This is a genomic window from Candidatus Methanoperedens sp. (assembly GCA_027460535.1).
Taxonomy (GTDB): Archaea; Halobacteriota; Methanosarcinia; order Methanosarcinales; family Methanoperedenaceae; genus Methanoperedens.
The window spans coordinates 24,514-45,230 of the sequence record JAPZAR010000027.1 but is presented as its reverse complement, the minus strand read 5'-3'; the positions used below and the strand labels follow the sequence as shown (position 1 = coordinate 45,230).

Here is a 20,717-nt window from a genome sequence, read left to right as displayed (position 1 = left end):
TTATTACTCTGAGTTATCAACATGAATGGTAAATATTATATAAGGTAATGTTCTATTATGGACAGGTGAAGTTTTAGATGAGTCACGTTATAGGATTGAAATGCAGGGAATGCGGTGCTGAGTACCCTGCTGTTATCCAGAATACATGTTATGAATGCTTCGGTCCTCTTGAAGTCAATTACGATTGGGATTATATTTCAGACCACATCAGTAAAGAAAAGATAGCTGCGGGGCCAAAATCGATATGGAGATACGCAGACCTACTCCCGCTCGAATCAGAAAAACGCATCGACCTCGGAGCCGGTTTCAATACTCTCCATCATGCAGACCGCCTGGGAGCGGTATTAGGACTCGAAGAACTCTATATCCTGGACGAGTCCGTGAATCCTACCAATTCATTCAAGGACAGGGTCACATCGGTTGCAATTTCAAAGGCGATCGAATTTGATGTAAAAGCAGTAGGGTGTGCAAGCACTGGCAACCTTGCGGCAGCAGTGGGCGCCCATGCAGCGAAAGCCGGATTGCCGGCATATATTTTCATCCCCAGCACGATAGAAATAGGAAAGATAGTACAGATGCTCATCTACGGCCCGAAGGTGATCGCTGTGGAAGGCACGTACGATGATGCCAATCGCCTCGCAAGCGAGGTGGCGGACTCCCATCCGGATTGGGCCTTTGTGAATATCAATATCCGGCCTTATTATACCGAAGGTTCAAAGACGCTCGCTTATGAGACTTCTGAGCAGTTGAAATGGGAAGTTCCTGACCACATCGTAGCCCCGATGGCAAGCGGCGCGCTCCTGTGCGCCATTTCCAGGGGATACAAGGAACTTGAACGTGTGGGTCTTGTGGAGAAAGCGGATGTCAGGATATCGGGTTCGCAGCCCCTCAACTGTTCGCCCATATCATGCGCTGTGCAAAACAACAGCGAGGTTGTCCCGGTCAGGAACTTCGAGACAGTGGCGCACAGCCTTGCCATAGGCAACCCGGCGGACGGGTACTATGCCAAGAAGACGATCCTGGATTCAGGAGGTTATGCGGCCACGCCGACAGACCCCGAGATCATTGATGCTATCCATCTACTTGCTAGGACGGAGGGAATATTCACGGAACCAGCGGGAGGCACTACTGTCGCGGGATTGAAGAAACTGGTTGAGAGCGGGCACATACAGCGCGATGAGCGGATCGTGATATACGTCACGGGGAACGGTCTTAAGGCGCAGGATACCCTGCTCAAGTCACTGCAACGTCCCCCTGTCATCAAACCAATGCTGAGCGAGTTTGAGCGTCTCACAGAGCCAAAACTTGATATTCACAAGCAGCGAGAGGTTGCACCGATCGCTAATACATAAGGTGATAAAATGGTAAAAATAAGATTTTCTTCTGCATTGAGCAATGTGACCCATGCCCGCGAAACGATCCTTGACTTAGGCGATACGACAGTAAAAGCAGTGCTGGATAAACTTATTCAGCAATTCGGCCCGGACTTTGAACGTCGTATCCTTGAGAAAGGCGAAGTAAGGCGCTTTGTCAACCTGTATGTGAACGGCGAGGATATAAGGCACCTGAAAGGGCTTGACAGCGCCGTGAAAGGCGCGGACGAGATATCAATCCTCCCCGCTGTCAGCGGGGGATAATTTTAATTCTCTTCCTCCCAGAAAATATTCTTCTTTTTTTGCGCCAGCGTTATGATTAGTTTACCAACAATTATTCCAATTATCACACCGCCTATAACATCCCCCGGGAAGTGTACACCCACATAGATCCTGCTCAAAGCAACAATAATTGAAAATGCATACAGGTATTTGCTGTACTCGGGATGGAACCTGGAAACGACCGTGGCTGCAAGGAAACTCATTTCAGTATGTCCTGAAGGGAATGAGGGATCGTGTTCAAGCGGTGTCAGAACCCTTGCGGTCTCTATTTGATCGTAGGGTCTTGCCCTGTCAATGAGAAATTTTACCGGATATGTTAGAACGGCACCGGCAATAATCCCAATTGTGATAAGTAAAGCCAGTTTTCTTTCTTTTTTGAGCAGAAAATACACGATCAGGGTAAACCAGAAAACATACGTGAGATCCCTCAAGGTCGGAAAAAAAACATCAAAAACAGGATTTGTGATGCCATGATTGATATCAAGGAAAATCGTGTGGTCCAGCGATTCCATGTATGTCAGGAAGCTCATCATTGACCTAATAGCATTGTATGCTTTCTGATAATTCAAGGATCAGATCTGTTGCTTTTTGAGGTCCATTCATTTTTTTTGCAAGCTCTGAATACTCCTTAGCTCTCGTCTTGAACCCGGGGTCATTCAGCAATATATCGATTTTTTCATAAAGCGACTCGGGATCAAGGGACGCATAGTCCAGAGTTTCGGCTACCCCGAGTTCCTTCATCCGCCGCGCGTTACTCTCCTGTTCTATCTGTCCTTTATCCGGGATTATGAGGGCTGGTTTTCCAAGCGCGAGTATCTCCATGGCCGTACTGTGCCCTGCCTGCGTTATTATAATCTCTGCGGCCTGCATATATGAAGAAATATCGAAAGCGAACTTAGAAACTTTGACGTTTTTGGGTACAGAATCGCTCTCGAATTTTGTAAAAATAAGGAAATTGATGCCGGGAAACCTGTCCGCGATTTTCAAGATCCCCTCAAAGATGGGGAACCGGAATGAGTGTCCCCCCAGAAGGGTTAATACAAAAGGGGTTTCGACATCAACCTTTTCATTATGGTTTCCATTGTAAAAGCTTTCTGCGACCAAGGGTCCGGTAAACCGCTGTTTTTTCTTTATATGCTTTTTTCTGCTCAAGGTATTGAGACATATGGTATGGGGAGGGGGAAAATCCGGGATTAGCGTGTTATCGGCAAGCGTGGACATGGTCTTTAGCGTCAGTTCCACGGGTTTTCCGAGAAGGCGGATAAAAAAGCTGCATTCCCTGAAAAAAGGCTCAACGCTTGTCTGATTGGAAATAATAACACACGGTAGACCGAGCTTGAAAGCAGCAAAAACCGCGGCACATCTGCCATCTGCCACAACACACGTGGCATTAAAATCCTCCATCCTTTCTTTTTCCTGGGAAATTAGTCTCGAGAAATGAAGCGCAGTATTTTTACTTCGGAATATGGTGGCTTTAAGGTCAAATGCACCCTTGTCCCCGATCATTTCGAACTCCCTCTCCACCTCAACGACCCTGAAATTTTTATTTAAACGTTCCAGAACATATCCGTAGCTTCCCATTAGAACATCAGCTCCGGACCGGGCGAGCACATCTGCGATTGCCATGTCCCGGCTTGAATGCCCGTATCCTTCCCCGCATACTGAAAAATAGATCCTGTGAGCCATATTAGCTTCTGTTCAAACGCCTTACAACCAATATGACGGCGATTGCTGCGATAGCTTCCAGAGCCGGCACTTTTTTTGCGGTTTGGTTCGTTGCAGCAGGTGTTGCTGACGGTATTGCCTCATATACAAAAGGAGTAACTGTGGGCTTTACTGGTTTTCCTGCGGCAGGTACGGCATAGGAGTTAAGTACAAGTGATGTCTTGGCCACCATTCTTGCGTATGAATATTGGGAGATCTCTTCGAATGGAGTGGTCAGTGTACCGGCGTATTCATACGCGCTTACCGCTAACGTAGGTTCGATCCCGCCCAACCGGGCTTCGTTGATTTGCGATTTTGCTGCATCCGCGCTCTTATTGGTCTTTGACGAAGTATCCACATCGCCGAATAACCCTATGGTCGTGCTTGCCTTCACGGTTGCCTGAAGTGAATCAAAGATAGCACCTGAATAATATCCCTTCTGTAACTCTGTCTGCGCCTGGTTTATATCCTCGTCTGCAACACCCGTGATCCCGGCATGCGCTCCAGAATCTGCCAGCAGCGCCTGGATGTAAGTGTTAATTGACTGTGCCTGGCTCAAGTACCATCCAGCGCGGGCTTTTAAAATATTTTCAGGTATTGTTGTATCACCCGGCGATGCAAGCGTGAGCCACCACTGTGCAGTTCTTGCCCTTTCATTTGCGAAAGCAAGCGACATGATCTTATCCTCGCTATTATTGAGTTTTTTTGCCTCATCGAGTCTGGCCCTCGCTGTGGTTATCCTGGATTCCGCTGCACCCACAGCTTCAACATCGCTTACGCCATACGATTTGAAGGCGTCAAGATCTTTTTCTGAAAGTTGTATCTGCGTTTCGACCTTATTTATCAGATCGGTAAGATATTGTTCTTTATCAACGGCTTTGCCATAACCGTCATCCCACTGCACAAAACGCATATTGATCATTGAATTAAAATATAAAGAGGTAGCTGCGTAGTATTTCTGGTCTTTATACATCGTATCTGCCCTGCCAAGGATGTCTTTTGCCTGGTCAAGGAACTGATTTTTCGGCAATGCGCCAGCCAGTTCTCCATACCAATCGGATGATTCTTTTTTCAGCCTGGTAGCCAGCGGTTCAAGCAGATCAATATAATTCGAGGTCAGAACATTCCCTTTGAACTCGGGTTTGATTATTTCATGGCCAGTAAAAACAAATACGGCATCCTGTATTGTTCCCACCTCTTTCACTGTTACGTTCAGTTTCTTTCCAAGGTCCACTACGTCCACTGTTTCCTCCTGGGTCTGCGAAACTATGATCGGCCCTTTTGCTCGGCGAACGATTTTTGTTACAGTTACGGTGCTTTGCCCCTGTGGAACAAGGAACAGTGTGGTGTTTTTGGCTGCCGCAGCTTCAAGTTTGAAAGGAATCCCTCCCACAGGCCCGATGGACTCATCAGGGTCTATCATACCTGTCATGACAACACCAGGTTTTAATGTCCAGTTTTTTAAAGCTGCTATCGTAGCCACGGTCAATGCCCCCCCGGCCGATGGTCCCCCAATAATGGGTGAACTTATATCGATGATATAATAAAAATCATAAGCTCTCTGGTCAATTCCCAGCACATCAGAAGCCACCATGGCTGCAATCCTTGCTGAGCCCTGCAGGTCGACCTGGGTATATGGGCTTGTATCCACAAAAACATGACCTGTCCCGTTTGTGACTATGACCTGTGCCCCCAGTAGAATGCCGGTATCACCTTCTGCTGTGCTGCTATCCGCCACGAGAGGAACGCTAACTCCGCCATCAAGGGCTTGAGCGCCCCCTGCAGTCACTAAAATCAGGGCAATCATTATAATGAATTTGTTGAACATTTTAATTAACCCAGATACTCATATATGGGATAGAATACTTAAAACCACTGTAAATATGTATCTATCTGACCCATACAACATCGTTTATAAGGGTATTTACGCAGTGGCGGACCGCAGACATGAATATGTGGAAATAATGGAACATTCAAGCTGCTACGGCGGCTCGGCCTGGGCGCTCTACCATTACTCCAAAAGCCCTCTTGTTATTAAGAGTAGGGCGGTAGGAGACATGATGCGCTATCTTGTAAGATGCGGGAATTCAGATCTTGACCTGCGCTCTTCCGTGGCAGCGGCTGGCATTGAGTCCGTTGTCATAAATGATAATGAAATCGAGATAACGTACAGCGGCCTAGGAGGCGGCGGGGTTGGAGCAACGACGTGCAGAGCATTCGCGAACGGCGTCCTGCGCTGCCGGGTTTCGGAATCAGGGGGAGGAAAGCGCGCAAGCGGCACGATCATAGTCCCAAGAAGAGAGAGAGTGCTTGTGGGAATTGATAACACGGACTCAAAAGAGGTGGGAGCGACATGGACGCTTGCTCATAATATCGCAGCGGCTGTGGATTCAATTGAGAGTAAATATATCTCGCATACCCTTGTCCAGCTTTACCCCGTGCCTGATAAGACCCAGAACTGCGTCGCGACGGTGCTTGAATTCGCATGCATGGATGGTGCAAAAAAAAGCTTGATCGAGAAAATAAAGGAAGGTCTTGAAGAATATAGCGTATCCAGCGAAACGGGCATGGTAGCGCTGGCGGACTTCGATGCGTCTTCACTTGCGGAATACAGCAGACTTTGCAGGAGCGGCATGATTACAAAGGAACTCACAATAAAGACCGCCAGGGAGAGCGGTGTTGAGATCTGCATCGGGGGGAAAGGCATCATCGGTGCTCTTGCAGCTCTTCCCTGGTTCTCGCGGAACGATGAATCGGTGGCTTTATGAAGGGGATTGATGCTGCAGCCCTGGGTCTTCTTGATAGCGATGTTAAAATTGTGACAGGTGTTCCCGGTTTTCCGATAACTGAACTGATGGAAAAAATGGGGAAGATCAGGCATGAATGGTGTGTCAATGAAAAGGTAGCTCTTGAAATCGCGCTGGGCTCATCGGTATGCGGAGAGCGCGGCGCAGTTATCACAAAGCATGTGGGTATGAATATCCTGGCCGACCCGCTCGTGACCTCTGCAACGCATACCATAGGTGCCGGGGTGGTGATAATTGCAGGGGATGACGCGGGAGTTCAGAAATCCCAGAATGAGCAGGATTCGCGGTTCTACGGATTAATAGCGGAAGTCCCTGTTTTTGACCCATCAACTCCACAGGCACTTTACCTGAGTATCAAAGAGGCTTTTGGATTATCAGAAAAAGTGAGTACTCCCGTGATAATCAGGGTCACGGACAGGTTACTGAAAAGCGAGAGCGATGTCGTAAGAAAAAGCAGAGGCACACCCCGGGCAAAGTCCCTTGACAGAAATATATGGCTCTTTACCATGCTGGGCAAGCACCAGCGCTTTCACTCCGAATCTTATCCGGAGATGTGCAGGTATGCAGAAAGCTCAAAATTAAATACATGCGAGGATAGAGGCAGGAATGGAATAATTTCAGCGGGTTTTCCTTCAACACTTGTAGATCGCATCCTTCCAGATGATTATTCCCACCTTGCACTCACTGTAACAAATCCCTTTCCTCTGGATCTGATAAATCGATTCATAGGGGACCATGAACGCGTCCTGGTAGTGGAAGAGACAGAACCTGTCATTGAGAGACAGCTTTCAAAAAGGGTGCTCGGAAAGCTTACAGGACACATGCCTTTCGGCATGGTCGAAGTTGAGGATATTCAAAAGGCGATTAGAGGTATCAATGAAAACAAGATCTCACGCGATATTGCACCACAGACCATAGAGGAACGCGGCGCACGCCCTTTATGTGATGATTGCCCGTATTTGCCCCTTTACAATGCAGTAAAAGAGTTGAATGTGCCCGTGGCGGGAGACCTCGGGTGCTCAATACTGGCTTCCGTTCCTCCACTATCCCTCCTTGATGCTGCATTCTCCTTGGGTTCTTCGATAGGCACAGCCTCAGGGTTCAACAGGAAAGGGATAGCGATAGCGGGTGATTTCGGGCTTGCGCATTCAGGGATTTCGGGGCTGATCAATGCGGTTCACAACAGACATGAAGTGGTTGTAATAGTGCTGCAGAACCAGATCTCTGCCATGACCGGGGGCCAGGATGTACCCGATCTCACCGAACTTGTCAGGTCTCTGGTCAAGGATACTGAGATAATAGACCCGCAGATGTATATGGATATTAAAAATCTATTGGAGAAAAAGCTCGATAAGAAAGGAATATCCGTAATTCTTGCAAGGGCAAGGTGCCCAAGGTACTGATACGGAAATATCTTATGATCAATCAAGTTCCTTTACGAACTCAGTCAATCTATCGCATGTAACTTTTTTCTTTGCCTCACTGCATTTCTTAACCCTATCCAGAATTGTGCACATCTGCTCGCGCGTAAGATCATAACCCATTTTCTGGAGTACGCCCTTTAATGCCTTGCCTCCAGTATGCTTGCCAATTATTATTTCCCTTTTCGCTCCTACCATTTCCGGAAGGAACAACTCGTAGGTCATCGGATTCTCAAGAACCGCAGCAACATGGATTCCCGATTCGTGAGAGAAGGCATTGGCTCCAACAATGGGCTTCGTCTTGGGTATCGGGAGACCGGAATATTGTTCCACAAGCCTGGAAAGTTCCATGAGCTGGCTTACATCATACCTCTCGATGCCGTACTGCACACGCAATGCGACGAGAAGTTCCTCAAGCGAGGCATTCCCGCATCTCTCCCCGATCCCGTTGACTGTGGTATGGAGCTGGAAAGCTCCTGCTTCGGCCCCGCTTATGGTATTAGCGACGGCCATCCCGAGATCATTGTGACAGTGGATGCATACTTTAGTTTTCACGGTTTTCTTGATCTCATTGACAAGATAGAATGCAGTGCTGGGATTCAGTATCCCAACCGTATCCGCGATGCTGACATAATCCGCGCCATGTTCTTCCGCCGCTTTAAATATGTTTTTCAAAGTCTCGATATCGGTACGTGTTGCATCCTCGGCAGCGAACCTCACCGTAAGCCCATGGTCCTTGGCGTAGTCCAGAACGTCAAGGGCGCAGGATTCGGCTTCTTCGAAGGTCTTATGATACTTGTATTTGAGATGCAAATCAGAGGTTGCGATAAAGATACTGACAAAATCCACGTCGCAGCGCAGCGCAACATCCACGTCCTTTGCCACCGAACGGGCAAGGCAGCATACCCTGGCATCGAGCCCGAGATGAGCGATCTCCCTCACTATGGCTTCCTCGGTGTCTGAGACCACAGGGAATCCGGCTTCAATTACCTCGACCCCAATGCTATCAAGTTTTTCCGCGATCGCGATTTTCTCTTCCCGTGTGAAGACCACGCCAGGTGTTTGCTCCCCGTCCCTTAGAGTGACATCGCATATCTCAATATCTTTTGGTTTTGGATTTATGAACTGCATAAAGCTGTTCTTTGAATATTCGGCCATATTTATCAGGGTTCAATAAACATGTTTATTCATTACTTATATCTTTGCATTTTATCAGGGTGCCCGACTGGAATTCCGGATTATTTTTCTCGTTTATTTATAACCCGACATCTTCATGAATCTTCCAGAGCGAAAGTTTTTATTACATTAAAGCGTCTGTGAGAAAAATTATTAACATAGATAATGATAAAAGAGGATTAATAATATGAGATGGCAAGGCAAATCAACACGTAAATACACAAGCGGTAGAATTATCAGGGCAAGAGGCAAGAGAAGGTATGAACTCGGCGGCGAAGAGGCAAACACACATCTTGGCGAAACCAACCGGAAAACAGTCAAGACTCTGGGAGGCAGGGAGAAAATCCGACTCCTCCGGGATAGCACAGCAATAGTCATGGACCCTAAGACAAAGACCTCCAGGAAAGCAAAGATAGAGACGGTTTCGGGAAACCCTGCAAATTCACACTATGTCAGGCGTAACATTGTGACAAAGGGCGCGATCATCAAGACAGAACTTGGCACGGCGCGCGTTACCAACAGGCCCGGACAGGAAGGCAGCATAAACGCAGTACTTATTCCCGGTACTGCTTTTCCCAGTACTGCTTAACTGACAACGGCCTAAAAGGAACATGGTTCTGGCTTCGTAGCATCTGCAGTTGGTCTGCTGTGCAGCTTAAGCAACCATCTTTTTTAATATTGCTTGATTGGATATTGAATACTTTCGCTCCGTTTGGGTTTGAAATATAAAGGTAAGTGTACGTTGTAAAACTGTGCCTGTCTCAACAGGTTTCATTAACAACGAACTAATACGAACTCAAGCTAAAAACTTTTGAGGGTTTGAATTAGTTTTTTAGCTTAGCGGCTTTAATAGCTCAAAGTTTTCCGATATCTTCATTCCACAGCAGAGGATGGTTCCGTATGAACCCGCTCATCAATTGCTTGCATTCATCATTGTTCAAATCGATGACAAGAACCCCATGCGATTCCATAAATTCCCTGGCGCCTGCGAAGGTCTCAGATTCTCCCACAATAACTTTCTTGATCCCAAACTGGACAATCGCTCCGGCGCAAAGATAACAGGGCATCAATGTGGAATAAAGAATAGTCCCGTTGTACCTGCCAATTCTTCCGGCATTACGGAGGCAATCAATTTCTGCATGCATAATCGGATCATTATCCTGAACACGCCTGTTATGTCCTCTCCCTGCAATCTTCCCATCCTTCACGAGGATAGAACCGATTGGAATCCCCCCCTCATTTAATCCCTTTTTTGCCTCTTCAATAGCTGCTTCAATGTAGACATCCATAATTAACTTCTCTTTGATATTTGCCAGAGTTTGTTTATCGTTTAAACGCTACTGTGTAGACGGCGTATATAACTATCAGATAGGCAAGCGTTCTGATTATTATCAACACTAAACTTTGTTTAAAGTCGAGAAGTGTTGCAATATGCGAGACGCCAAAGAGCCCGAAGGCTATACCAACATAAAGAGGCACCTTATCGTTGCTCTTTTTATAGCCCCAATAGCCTAAGACCAGTACTATGACGCTGAGCACCAAATTTACTGCAGTGATCGGATCCCATATGAATACCATTTCTCATCACCTCCTTTTGTTTAAATCCAATAATTTCTAACATATACTCCCGATTTTTTAATGAGAGGCGTAATGTATCTGAGCAGCAATGGAGTGACTGCAATCGTTACTATTAGATTGCCTATAAGCCAACCGATGAATTCATCCGGGGTATTATTCCATGAAATAATCCCACCAACGGCGAGAGTACCTGCACCCCAACCAGCCCCCACAAGATTATTTAACACAAGGCCAAAGATCAGGAATACTAAAAAATCCCTTTTCGTTCTAAGACCCGCATCAGCACCTAATGTCTTGAAAGCTATCAATGGTATCAAAACCTGCCAGAGATCCGCTAATGACCAATAGACATTGAAGCCGGGTGGCAGACCCGCAGTCATCCCTGCGCCTATAAAACATCCAATATATGCTGCTATTGCACCCCAAATCCCGAACCATAGCGTAAAGGCGATCATAAAAGCAACTGCAAAATATAATCCAGAGATCCCAGGGGCAATCTGCCATGTCAATACGGCAAAACGAGCCAAGAGCGAGTTTATTATAATAATTATTACTAAAATTATCAGGTAAAAATACAATGATTTTTGTTTCTGATCTCCCCCAATATTCATTTACACCACTATTATATGGGTTCCAAGCGAACCTCATCCCTTAATTAATTAATTCATATTATTGGTTAATAAAACTTTGTATTATGTTTTATCATATAATCGACTGTGGAGAAAGCAAAGTTGAATTGCCTTAGGATTATGCCTGACAATTTTGAAATATTTATGATGAAGTTGTGGAGCGAATGATAAATCAGGCATAAAATTTCGAGGCGCCCCAAATCTTTTGGTTTAATGGAATTTTTCTTCCTTCTTAGTCACAGGCCATGAGACATTACCCGGGCCCATGTCCTTCATCATATACACAGTGATTTCAACGATGGCCTTTGCCGCAGCCGCCTTGATCGGATTTACCTTCGTATCAAAATAGTAGACCTTACCATTATAAAACATATAGTCCGCTGGTAGATATTGCCGGCATTCAAGGCTGAACTTTTGCATCATGAGAAAGTCCATATAGCTATTAAACGTCGGCAATGGTAGAGATGTGTCCAGACAGGTCAGGTAGAACTTTTTGGCTGCAACATCGATGGCCCGTTCCTTCTCGGCGACCGCGCGTTCTGTTTGCGGCCACGGGGGTGTCGCTATCGCAAGCTCATGGACGATCCGGGCGCCTCGATCGTATCCCAGTGCGATCTTAAGGGTCGATAGCGCCCCCTTCTTGCCAGTGATTGACGTGTTCACCACTGTCAACATTTTCTGACGGTGGAATCGAGGCCGATGGCTCAAGTAGGCGAACCGGTCGATGAAATTTTTCATGAGCCCGCTGACGCTGCCCATGTACACGGGCGATGAAAGAATGAAGCCGTCCGCCGCCAGCAATTTTTGCTCTATCGCGGCGCGATCATCCTTGAGCGGGCATTTGTCCTCACCCTTTGCCATGCAATTATAGCAGCCGATGCATAGCTTGAGGTTCGCATCCTTAAGGAAGAGGTATTCGAATTCCACGTTGCCCATCGCTATCATCCTGTCTTCGATCATTTTCACGATCTTATGGCCAGAACCCTTTCCCTTGGGGCTCCCCATTATAGCTATTATTTTCATGACTCTGTCTCCCGATAGTCGATCAGCACATATATGCCCGAATTATTGAATGCAGTCGCACAACATTTTCAGGTGAAATTGCCATAATAGATCTCACAAACGGAGTTTTTAATTACTTTGTAATTTAAAGATATCAAAGTTAAGAAATCCGAATTATATATAGATTACGATGATTGATTTCTGGTTCAAGATATTCTTATGGATGCACGAAAACCCATAGTAGCAGTCATCCCCAAACCCCGTACGATGTACGAGGCCTATATAAGACGCATCAATCTCTATTATTTCTTATTTTCATATAACTATTTGATGTGAACGGTTCTATAGAGCCGGCATTGAAATCAAAAAACGGAATAAAAATTTGGTATAAACGTAACTACAATTTACTCTAACCCCGGACTTAAGGGAGGCCTGTACATAGCGTTTTTTTGCATGGTGCACATCCTGAGTTTCAATATATTTAGTTAAAATCTCCCATCTTATGCTCCCAGAAGAAATTTGCCTATAAATTCTCCCAGTACTGCCGGAAGGTCACCCACAACTCCGGCAGATGCTTCTGTAACATCTCATTATTACAGTCACTTAGCTTTTTCCTTTTTCCAAGCGCTCTTGAAAGAGGCTTCCCCATCAGCCTTCTAATTTTCGCTTCGTACTGATCAAGCAAAGTCAGGTCCTCGTTTTCAAGTGCGGATATTATCGTTCTTCCCGCAATCTCGCCTGCTATCATCGCATTATTGATGCCAGCACCCGTGACAGGGTCGCACATGCCAGCGCTGTCTCCCACAAGAAGAATATTTCCAAAACAGAGTTTTTCGCGAAGTGCGCTTATCGGCAAGGCGCCTGTGATGTACTCCGTATTCTTCCCGCCAAATCTGATAGATGCTTTGACAAAGGCATCCAGGTATTTACGCGGATTGCCACTGGTCGTGCCGACACCGACTTTTGCAGAATCTTCCCCGGTGGGGTAGACCCATGCGTATCCTCCCGGAGCATAATCAGCGTTAAAAAAAATCTCGGCAGTATTGGGGATTGGTTTTGTCCCCTTTAAGTGGTACTGCGCACATACTGCAACTTTTTGCCTGTGCAGTCCAAGAAGTGCCGCAGTTTTTGAAAAAACACCATCTGCACCGACGATTATTCTTCCTTTTGCTTCTCCTTTACTAAATTTAACAACACCACAAGACAGGACTGTCAGCGGCGAACCCCATTTGATATCGGCCCCTTCACCTGCCGCCCGCACAACCAGTGACCTGTCAAAGGATGGTCTGTCCACCACAAATCCATTCAGATCGAAATCGTGAAAAGAGAGATCCGGAGAATAGGTGCGCATTTTTGTGATTTTTGACTGGATAACAGAAGGATCAGGCAACTCAAGATTAATGGTGTTGCTGATATACCCCGCACAGGGGGACATGCATTTTTGGTTTTTTTCAAGCACAAGTACGCGATAACCAGCCTTTGCAACGGCAGTTGCCGTAACTGACCCGGCCGGCCCCGCACCTATGATTATGACATCGTAATCCATCAGCGGTATACCCATTCGGGAGAGTAATATTTCGACAGAAGCATATTTGTAAGTTCCTTTTCTCTGGGGCTGAGAGCCCCGGTTTTCAATCTTACCTCAAAGCATTCCTCGAATTTTTTCTTCATCACATCCTTCACTTCTTCCATGTCGCGTTCTTCCCCGAGTTCCCTGTCAAGCCAGGTGAGCCCTTCCCTTATGGAAGCTATTTTTTTATCAATGAATTTCTCTTTTGGGATATTGGATATCCGAAGCATCTCCTCTATGTCAAAATCAAGCAGCAGGGTACCATTCTGGAGCAACAGTCCTTCCCATCTTGTCTGGGCGTTGCCGGAGATTTTCCTGTTGTCCACGACTACATCGTTAATGGGGCGGAACGCTGCATTCAGCCCATAATGAACAAGCGTGTCAATTAGCACGCCACATATCTGTTTATACGATTCTATTATATCAAGCGGGAAGTGGTCATTGTCTATTGTCCCTACTACGCCGTAATTTATCTGCCTGCACCGCTCATCTGAAAAGGCAATACCACCCCCGCTTATCCGTCTCGTGATTGTATAATCCCTGCACTCATCAAGGTTCAATTCCACCTCTGCCTTCTGGAAGAATCCAAGGATTATGGATTTCCTGGGTGTCCAGAAAAAGAAGGTATTTCCTTCTTTGCCTTTTAATATGGCTTCGTCCATTGCCATCATTTCGCGTATATCCACCAGCCCGAAATCAATGAAGCGCCACTCTTCCATTTCATCCCTCCAGCGCTTTCATTATTGATTCAGTGAAATCAGCCGGCGTCGTACCCGGTGACTGGATATTCTCTTTCTCGTATATCTCTTCGATCCTCCGCTGTATCTCCAGACGCGCAGCAGGAATTCCTTTCAATCCCGTTAGAATTTTAAAAAAAGCCTCCTCAGGGAACAAAAAAAAATCCCCTGAGATAGATATGTCCTTGATAATCCCTTTTTCAGTTGTTAAGAATGACCTTATGAGTCCTCCCCTGGACTTATGGATCCCTTTTTTCACATCAGATGGTATAATTTTACTCATGCCATCAAAAAAGCAATGTTCGTATAAAAAAATAATGGGTGCCTAATCGAAAATATTATAATCCAATCCGTTAATCGTATTTCATGAAAAGCAGGATCCTGACAGTTTTGCTTATTTTATCAATTATGACAAATTTCTATCTGGTCATGAGCCAGCCAGCGCAAAAAGACCTAAGCCTGCTGAATGACCGGATAAACAAGCTTGAAAAGGTTAATGCAGACCTGAGCATGCAGGTTCACAGCGACAATCTCTCCATCCAGAACTACGCATCACAGCTTGATCTCTACAGGAAAAGGATAGCGTATCTTGACGGCAGGCTGAACAATACTCCCACCGGATTGCAGGGATCGGCCGAGCTTCAGGCGCCTGCGGTGATGCAAAAGGTCGAATATGTAAATGATTATCCTTTTGTGAGGCAGACTATCGTGGAGGAAGGTTCCATGATGAATATCTCGGTTGAGATACGGCCGGGGAAAGGAAGGGTTCTGGTTCAGACCAGGCCTCTTATGGGCGTTGTTTTCCAGGATGCAGCCAATACCGCGGTCTTTGTAGCACAGAATAGAACCGGGAAGGACCTTTCGGGCAGCGACATGATCTTCTCCATCGAGGCACAGGGGGAAATCCCTGAGGTGGACGGGCCAAGCGCGGGCGCTTTGATGACCCTGCTCGTGATCTCAGCCCTTGAGAACCAGAAGGTACAAAACAGCTTGACATTGACAGGTACGATAGACCAGTACGGTCAAGTCGGGGAAATCGGGGGAGTTATCGAAAAGGCAAAGGCAGCGAAAGAAAGCGGGAAAACCTTGATCCTTCTTCCGAAAGGGAATAGCAGGCTCGTTCAGTACACCGAAAGCAGGAGAAACTATTATGGTATAACCGTAATCGAGCAGGTACCGGAAACAATTGACGCAAAGGAATACATAGAGAAAAACATAGGAATAACTGTGGAATATGTCGAAACGATCAGCGACGTCCTGAAATACGCTGAATAACTGAAGCTGCGGGACGTTTAACTGTTTTATCCGCCACTTCTCTGCTAATGTCTGATCTGCCGAATGGGCAATCGGAAGGTTATAATAAGTCAGCCGGAAATGAACCAATTATGCCGAAAGTAATAATTTTAGGTCTTGGAAGTGGAGGTTTTGCAGCCTCTCTTGCGATACGGAGAACGAACCCTGATGCTTCAATAACAATTATCGAGAAAAGATCGTACGAGATGTTTTCCCCCTGCGGTATGCCTTTTGCGATAGAAGGGATCGTGAGTCTTGATGATCTCAAATTCTCTTTGCCAACAGATAAACAAATAACAAAACTTCTTGAGCATGAAGCGCAGGCAATAATTACAGCAGAGAAAAAAGTCGTAGTAAAGAACCTGAAGACCCTGGAAACCGCATCGGTCCCATACGACTCGCTCATATTAGCAACAGGTGCGGCGCCATTCATCCCACCGGTTAAGGGGGCACAGGAAAATGTCGGTAAAGGCGTTTTTGTGCTTCACGACCTTGAGAGTGCCCAGAAAATCATGGAGCATGCTGAGGAATCCAAAAAAGCAGTGGTAGTGGGCGCGGGGCCTATAGGTCTTGAGATCGCTGTCGCTTTGTTGAAAAAAGGTCTTGATGTAACTGTGGTCGAGATGCTTTCATATGCCCTGCCCCGCGCACTTGACCGGGATATGGCAAAAATAGTTGAAGAATCGCTTGCAGGAAAAGGGATAAAACTGGTGATGAATAAAAGCGTGAGCAGTATAAACGGCGCTCCTATAGAATCAGTTACAGTAGGTGAGGAAGTTATGGGCACGGATATGGTCATCCTCGCTTCGGGTGTGAGAGCGAACTTTGAGCTGGCAAAAAATGCGGGGATCGAGATAGGGAAATGGGGCATCAGGACGAATGCGAGGATGGAGACGAATATCAAGGATATCTACGCCGTGGGCGATTGCATCGAGACCGTAAGTCTCATAAACCACAGGCCAACGATGATGCAGCTCTCCTCAGCGGCATACAGGCAGGGGATGGTGGCGGGCACGAATGCCGCAGGCGGGTATGATACATACGAGGGGGCGCTATCCACTTATGTTTCGCTTATCGGTGATATGGAAGTGGGAGCAACAGGTTTCAGTGAGTTCTTCGCTGAGGCCGCAGGATACAAAGTGATCTCGGGAAAGGCACGAGGAAAGAACAAGCCAGAGTATTATCCCGGCGCAAAAGATATTACGGTCAAAATAATCGCGGATGCAAAGACCGGCAAGTTACTGGGAGGGCAGGTTATAGGCGAGAGTGCAGGGGCGCGCGTGAACGTGCTATCCATTGCAATAAAATGCGGAATGGATGTGTATGCTCTCAGCCAGACCGAGATGGCTTACTGCCCCATGGTGGCGGAGAATTATGATGCACTGAACAAGGCGGCGGATTTTGCGGTGAGGAAGCTGGAGAAGGGGAGGTGAGACTGTTTTTATTTTTTTTATAATGCTGGAAGGCATCTTTAAATACATCATTCATACAGGCCAATAATGCATCGATTGAGGTCTATAATGAATACAATTAGAATCATAACTTGCAGGCAGAGATTGCAGAAATGTTAAAAAATGTTAAGAATAAATCTGCCTTCATGGCCGAAGCGATCAAAGAAAGGATCGAGAAAGAAGAAAAATTGACTCTCGTAAAAGAATTAAGCGAAGGTTATAGTCTGAGAAGGCCAGAGGATAAGAAGCTTGCTCTTGAATGGGATTCAACCTCTGGAGATGGAATTGATTAAAAGGGGTAATATTTATTGGGTCAAACTCGACCCAATTGAAGGATCTGAGATTGGGAAAACCAGACCTGCCGTTGTAATTTCAAACGATATTAATAATGAATTGGCTGAAACTGTAACCATTCTTCCTATCACTTCAAGCTTAGAAAAGGTTATCTAAAGAAGAGGAGATGATATTATGACTGCAGATGAACGCGGATGAACGCAGATATTATAATTAAGAGAAAATACTTTCACTCCGCTCTCCAAAGTTTTGTATATAGAGTGCTCTATAATTTGTAATTAAATAGCTTCAAGATAATAATAAGATATATTTATGAGGATCAAAATCAATGGAACAATCAATGCAGATAAAAAAACAAGTCTATCCGACGCTTGATGGTTCTAAAAAAAGTCTTGTCCAGAAAGTTGGGGATGGTTCAATAATTTGCAGATTTGAAAAGACCCCGCTGCCTGAGAAAAAGACTGATGTCATCTGTCCTCATTTTTTAGAGTTGAAATGGGCAAATGGATGTGCATACGACTGTGCATGGTGTTTTTTGCAGGGGACATTCAGATTTACAGGAAAGCAGCCAAGACAAAAAGACCGCTTTAAAGTGAAAGAACATGTCAGCACTTTTTTGAATAATGGCTCTCTTCCAGAAGTATTGAATACAGGCGAATTAAGTGATTCTTTATTATCTGAGAACTCTCATGACCCTTTTTCAAAATTCATTATTCCCCTGTTTGAAGCTCAAAAAAAGCATAAAGTGCTTTTCTTAACGAAGTCAACTAATGTTGAAAATTTATTAAAAATCGATGAGCATAGAAATGTTATTGTCAGTTTTAGTATGAATGCTCCAGCAGTGTCAAAAAAGTGGGAAAAAGCTCCGGGAGTTGAAGAAAGGATTAAAGCTGCAAGAAAAGTTAGCGATGCAGGGTATGAAACAAGAATTCGAATTGACCCGATGGTTCCTGTTTTCGAATGGGATACGCATTATACAAAGCTTGTCGATATGATATTTGAGCAATTTACTCCTGAAAGGATTACTCTCGGTTCGCTGAGAGGGCTTCAAAGCACGATAAATAACTCTAAAGATAAAACCTGGGTAACTTTCCTATCTGAAAAATCAAATTGGGGTAAAAAGATAGATTCTGACATCAGGTATGAAATGTATTCTACGGTTATTGATCATTTGAAAAATAAATATGATTATACGAATGTTGCATTATGTAAGGAGACTGTTGAAATGTGGGAAAAGATCGGGTTAGATTATAAGAAAATTGGGTGCAATTGTATTTGGTGATATTAATTGGACATAGTTAGACATACTCTGAAAAAATATGAAATCATTGAAAAATATCTTGGGGCGTGTAAGATTTTATTTGAATCCGAGCGAAAGCCAAATTTTCTCTATATAGATGGATACTCGGGCCCGGGAAAAGTACATTTTGAAGATTCTGATTGGGGAATAAATAAATTGATTGCTGGTTCTCCTCTAATAGCAATTGAAAAACTGCAACCTGAAAAATCAAAAAAAATAAGCTGTGTTTTTATAGAAAATGATCCTAAAAATTTTAGTGATTTAGAAAGCTATATTGGTGAAATAAAAAATGTGAAATGTTTGAGAGGAGATGCAAACATAAAAGTTGTTGAAGTTCTAGATAAAATTCCCTCATTCACTGTAGTCACTGTTTTGTTGGATATCACAAAATACAATGAACTAAAATGGAGTACTGTTGAAAATATTGCTCAACATGAAAAACCTTATGGTACCGACATTATTATTCATCTGCCATTTTATACTATGAATGCGTATAATAATTGGGAAAATGATCCTGAAGGTATTACAAATTTCTTTGGCTGTGATTATTGGAAACAACTCTATGAAAAAAAGGTAAACGGATCATTGGAAATTCGTGAATTTGAAGAAGAAATTGTTAATTTGTACAAGAAAAGGTTAAATGAGATAGCTGGTTATTCGGTCGTTAAAAGTGTACCAATAAGGCATGTTCTGTCCTTAAAACAAACACAGAGAACAATATATTATCTGATTTATGGGAGTAATAATGAGACGGCTGCAAAAAACATTATGGATTATGTCATGGACGATAAGAAATTATATAAATATTTAAATAAATATATAAAAACTTTAGAAGAATGGGGGAAATTAGAAACAAAAAAGAATGAAAAGATACCGACGATTTTTGATTTTGATAAATCAAAAGATTGAAATTACAGTAATACTAATCAGTTTACTTTTAAGGTCATCTTCTTATACTCGCGGGTTTAGTGGGGATTTCCTGAAGTGGTAATCCATACAAATCTTTCGAATCACGATCGATTATACTAATACGATAGCCTCTTTCGAGTATCGTTGCAATAACACCTTTTGCAGACGGATTTGAAAATCCAGACACAAATAAAAAAGGGTGTGGATGAATAGGGTTCCCTATTGGTGTTTTGTGCCTTTTTAATCGTTTAGGCAATAATTCATGAACTATTCCGATAAACCCGCCAATCAATTCTGCAAAAGCTGACATATGCTTTGCTTCTGAAAAAGTAATTAAATTTCTATTTTCAACAGAATCATATGTTGAAAAATTTTCAGCACTATGAACTTTTAATACTCCTACATCAACAACAAATGAGGCTACCGGACTTTCATAATCACTATGAGCTGAACGTATTCTAATATTATGTCGAATTTCAATTTGTTTTTTTCCTTTGACAGCAACTGCATAAGTATAATTTTCTGGTTTACCTCGTGTTGAATACTTAAGACGAACTTTTCCCCCATAATTCTTAGGATGTTCAAACCTGATTCTCCAACCATTTTCTTGATACCAATTTATTATAGATGCGAAAACAAAAGCTTCAAATGTCTGATTTACTGTGTTTCCGAAAGTCGTTAAATCTTTTTGTTTGTATTCAAAAAAGTCCGCCAATAATCTACGTATTCTTCTTTGATCTATCCATAGATTGTTTATTTGAACTCCTCCTTGCTAGTTCTAATATTACCTGAGAAATGGATTTATCTTCTTGTAAAAAATCCAATTGGTTTGTCTCAATTAGCAACTTATTCAGCTCTTTGGATAATTTCTCTCCCCTATATGTATCCTCACTTTGGTCTGTAAAAATGGCATTGCCTACAGTGAAACCATCAGCGCCCAAAACGCCAAAAACTCTAATTGCCTGTTTTGTTATAATTGTTCCTTGTTTAAGGAAGACTTTTAATGAAAAAATTAATGCAATAAGTTTAATCCCATCAATATCTTCTTCGGAAAGATTCCATCCCCCTTTTGGCTCTTTTTCACTCAAAATACCTTCTACATAATTTCCAAAGCTTTCAAATCGTCTCTGCAATTTATAAGGAAGTTTACGAATTAATTTGGAATATGTAGGTGGGCTATTTTCTGGCATA

The 20,717-nt window shown here is 44.2% G+C and carries 24 protein-coding genes; 11 read left to right on the top strand and 13 right to left on the bottom strand.

Annotation, left to right across the window (positions count from 1 at the left end; genetic code table 11):
• The first annotated feature begins 77 nt into the window (after positions 1-77).
• A complete protein-coding gene (gene thrC / locus O8C65_11525; protein MCZ7357554.1) occupies positions 78-1,352 on the top strand; it encodes a threonine synthase in 1,275 nt (424 codons plus the stop codon).
• A 9-nt stretch (positions 1,353-1,361) separates the two neighbouring features.
• The gene (locus O8C65_11520; GenBank protein ID MCZ7357553.1) at positions 1,362-1,637 is read left to right on the top strand and encodes a MoaD family protein; all 276 of its coding nucleotides are present in this window, start codon (positions 1,362-1,364) and stop codon (positions 1,635-1,637) included.
• A gap of 2 nt (positions 1,638-1,639) precedes the next feature.
• Here O8C65_11520 and O8C65_11515 read toward each other — a convergent pair whose 3' ends face one another.
• The 3 genes from O8C65_11515 to O8C65_11505 are packed head-to-tail and all read right to left on the bottom strand — an operon-like array spanning position 1,640 to position 5,187.
• On the bottom strand, positions 1,640-2,167 hold the full coding sequence (locus O8C65_11515) for a phosphatase PAP2 family protein (GenBank protein MCZ7357552.1): 528 nt from the start codon (positions 2,165-2,167) through the stop codon (positions 1,640-1,642).
• Between the two features lie 25 nt (positions 2,168-2,192).
• Positions 2,193-3,341: a UDP-N-acetylglucosamine--N-acetylmuramyl-(pentapeptide) pyrophosphoryl-undecaprenol N-acetylglucosamine transferase gene (locus O8C65_11510; GenBank protein MCZ7357551.1), complete on the bottom strand. Its 1,149-nt coding sequence runs from the start codon at positions 3,339-3,341 to the stop codon at positions 2,193-2,195.
• Between the two features lies 1 nt (position 3,342).
• Entirely contained in the window at positions 3,343-5,187 is a 1,845-nt protein-coding gene (locus O8C65_11505; protein MCZ7357550.1) for a hypothetical protein, read from the bottom strand.
• Positions 5,188-5,242: 55 nt separating this feature from the next.
• Between O8C65_11505 and O8C65_11500 the strand changes: the two genes are divergently transcribed.
• Both O8C65_11500 and O8C65_11495 read left to right on the top strand, forming a co-directional pair.
• Positions 5,243-6,127: a DUF1743 domain-containing protein gene (locus tag O8C65_11500; GenBank protein ID MCZ7357549.1), complete on the top strand. Its 885-nt coding sequence runs from the start codon at positions 5,243-5,245 to the stop codon at positions 6,125-6,127.
• A complete protein-coding gene (locus tag O8C65_11495) occupies positions 6,124-7,569 on the top strand; it encodes a thiamine pyrophosphate-dependent enzyme (GenBank protein ID MCZ7357548.1) in 1,446 nt (481 codons plus the stop codon). Before O8C65_11500 ends, O8C65_11495 begins: the two co-directional genes overlap by 4 nt.
• 18 nt (positions 7,570-7,587) lie before the next feature.
• Here the strand turns inward: O8C65_11495 and O8C65_11490 are convergent, their stop codons facing one another.
• Complete coding sequence (locus tag O8C65_11490) at positions 7,588-8,745, bottom strand: homocitrate synthase family protein (protein ID MCZ7357547.1); 1,158 nt, start codon at positions 8,743-8,745, stop codon at positions 7,588-7,590.
• Between the two features lie 205 nt (positions 8,746-8,950).
• Here O8C65_11490 and O8C65_11485 point away from each other — a divergent pair, with 205 nt between their 5' ends.
• Positions 8,951-9,352: a 30S ribosomal protein S8e gene (locus O8C65_11485; GenBank protein MCZ7357546.1), complete on the top strand. Its 402-nt coding sequence runs from the start codon at positions 8,951-8,953 to the stop codon at positions 9,350-9,352.
• Between the two features lie 265 nt (positions 9,353-9,617).
• Here the strand turns inward: O8C65_11485 and O8C65_11480 are convergent, their stop codons facing one another.
• The 7 genes from O8C65_11480 to O8C65_11450 form a co-directional block, all read right to left on the bottom strand.
• A complete protein-coding gene (locus tag O8C65_11480) occupies positions 9,618-10,052 on the bottom strand; it encodes a nucleoside deaminase (protein ID MCZ7357545.1) in 435 nt (144 codons plus the stop codon).
• A gap of 34 nt (positions 10,053-10,086) precedes the next feature.
• Positions 10,087-10,341 (bottom strand): hypothetical protein, encoded by a 255-nt coding sequence (locus O8C65_11475; protein ID MCZ7357544.1) that lies wholly within the window; start codon positions 10,339-10,341, stop codon positions 10,087-10,089.
• Positions 10,342-10,361: 20 nt separating this feature from the next.
• On the bottom strand, positions 10,362-10,868 hold the full coding sequence (locus O8C65_11470; protein ID MCZ7357543.1) for a hypothetical protein: 507 nt from the start codon (positions 10,866-10,868) through the stop codon (positions 10,362-10,364).
• A gap of 312 nt (positions 10,869-11,180) precedes the next feature.
• The gene (locus O8C65_11465) at positions 11,181-11,993 is read right to left on the bottom strand and encodes a flavodoxin family protein (GenBank protein MCZ7357542.1); all 813 of its coding nucleotides are present in this window, start codon (positions 11,991-11,993) and stop codon (positions 11,181-11,183) included.
• A 502-nt stretch (positions 11,994-12,495) separates the two neighbouring features.
• On the bottom strand, positions 12,496-13,533 hold the full coding sequence (locus O8C65_11460; GenBank protein MCZ7357541.1) for an NAD(P)/FAD-dependent oxidoreductase: 1,038 nt from the start codon (positions 13,531-13,533) through the stop codon (positions 12,496-12,498).
• Entirely contained in the window at positions 13,518-14,261 is a 744-nt protein-coding gene (locus O8C65_11455) for a biotin/lipoate A/B protein ligase family protein (protein MCZ7357540.1), read from the bottom strand. Before O8C65_11455 ends, O8C65_11460 begins: the two co-directional genes overlap by 16 nt.
• A 1-nt stretch (position 14,262) precedes the next feature.
• A complete protein-coding gene (locus O8C65_11450) occupies positions 14,263-14,562 on the bottom strand; it encodes a hypothetical protein (protein ID MCZ7357539.1) in 300 nt (99 codons plus the stop codon).
• Positions 14,563-14,645: 83 nt separating this feature from the next.
• Here O8C65_11450 and O8C65_11445 point away from each other — a divergent pair, with 83 nt between their 5' ends.
• The 6 genes from O8C65_11445 to tcmP all read left to right on the top strand — a co-directional run bounded on the left by O8C65_11445 (position 14,646) and on the right by tcmP (position 19,526).
• Complete coding sequence (locus O8C65_11445; GenBank protein MCZ7357538.1) at positions 14,646-15,554, top strand: ATP-dependent protease; 909 nt, start codon at positions 14,646-14,648, stop codon at positions 15,552-15,554.
• A gap of 110 nt (positions 15,555-15,664) precedes the next feature.
• Positions 15,665-17,005, top strand: a complete 1,341-nt coding sequence (locus O8C65_11440) for an FAD-dependent oxidoreductase (protein ID MCZ7357537.1) — start codon at positions 15,665-15,667, stop codon at positions 17,003-17,005.
• A gap of 131 nt (positions 17,006-17,136) precedes the next feature.
• Complete coding sequence (locus O8C65_11435) at positions 17,137-17,316, top strand: hypothetical protein (protein ID MCZ7357536.1); 180 nt, start codon at positions 17,137-17,139, stop codon at positions 17,314-17,316.
• On the top strand, positions 17,303-17,473 hold the full coding sequence (locus tag O8C65_11430; GenBank protein ID MCZ7357535.1) for a type II toxin-antitoxin system PemK/MazF family toxin: 171 nt from the start codon (positions 17,303-17,305) through the stop codon (positions 17,471-17,473). The genes O8C65_11435 and O8C65_11430 overlap by 14 nt, the downstream gene beginning before the upstream one ends.
• Before the next feature lie 172 nt (positions 17,474-17,645).
• Complete coding sequence (locus O8C65_11425) at positions 17,646-18,599, top strand: hypothetical protein (protein MCZ7357534.1); 954 nt, start codon at positions 17,646-17,648, stop codon at positions 18,597-18,599.
• Between the two features lie 6 nt (positions 18,600-18,605).
• Complete coding sequence (gene tcmP / locus O8C65_11420; protein ID MCZ7357533.1) at positions 18,606-19,526, top strand: three-Cys-motif partner protein TcmP; 921 nt, start codon at positions 18,606-18,608, stop codon at positions 19,524-19,526.
• Between the two features lie 34 nt (positions 19,527-19,560).
• Here tcmP and O8C65_11415 read toward each other — a convergent pair whose 3' ends face one another.
• Entirely contained in the window at positions 19,561-20,241 is a 681-nt protein-coding gene (locus O8C65_11415; protein MCZ7357532.1) for a hypothetical protein, read from the bottom strand.
• Between the two features lie 4 nt (positions 20,242-20,245).
• On the bottom strand, positions 20,246-20,716 hold the full coding sequence (locus O8C65_11410; GenBank protein MCZ7357531.1) for a hypothetical protein: 471 nt from the start codon (positions 20,714-20,716) through the stop codon (positions 20,246-20,248).
• Position 20,717: the final 1 nt, after the last annotated feature.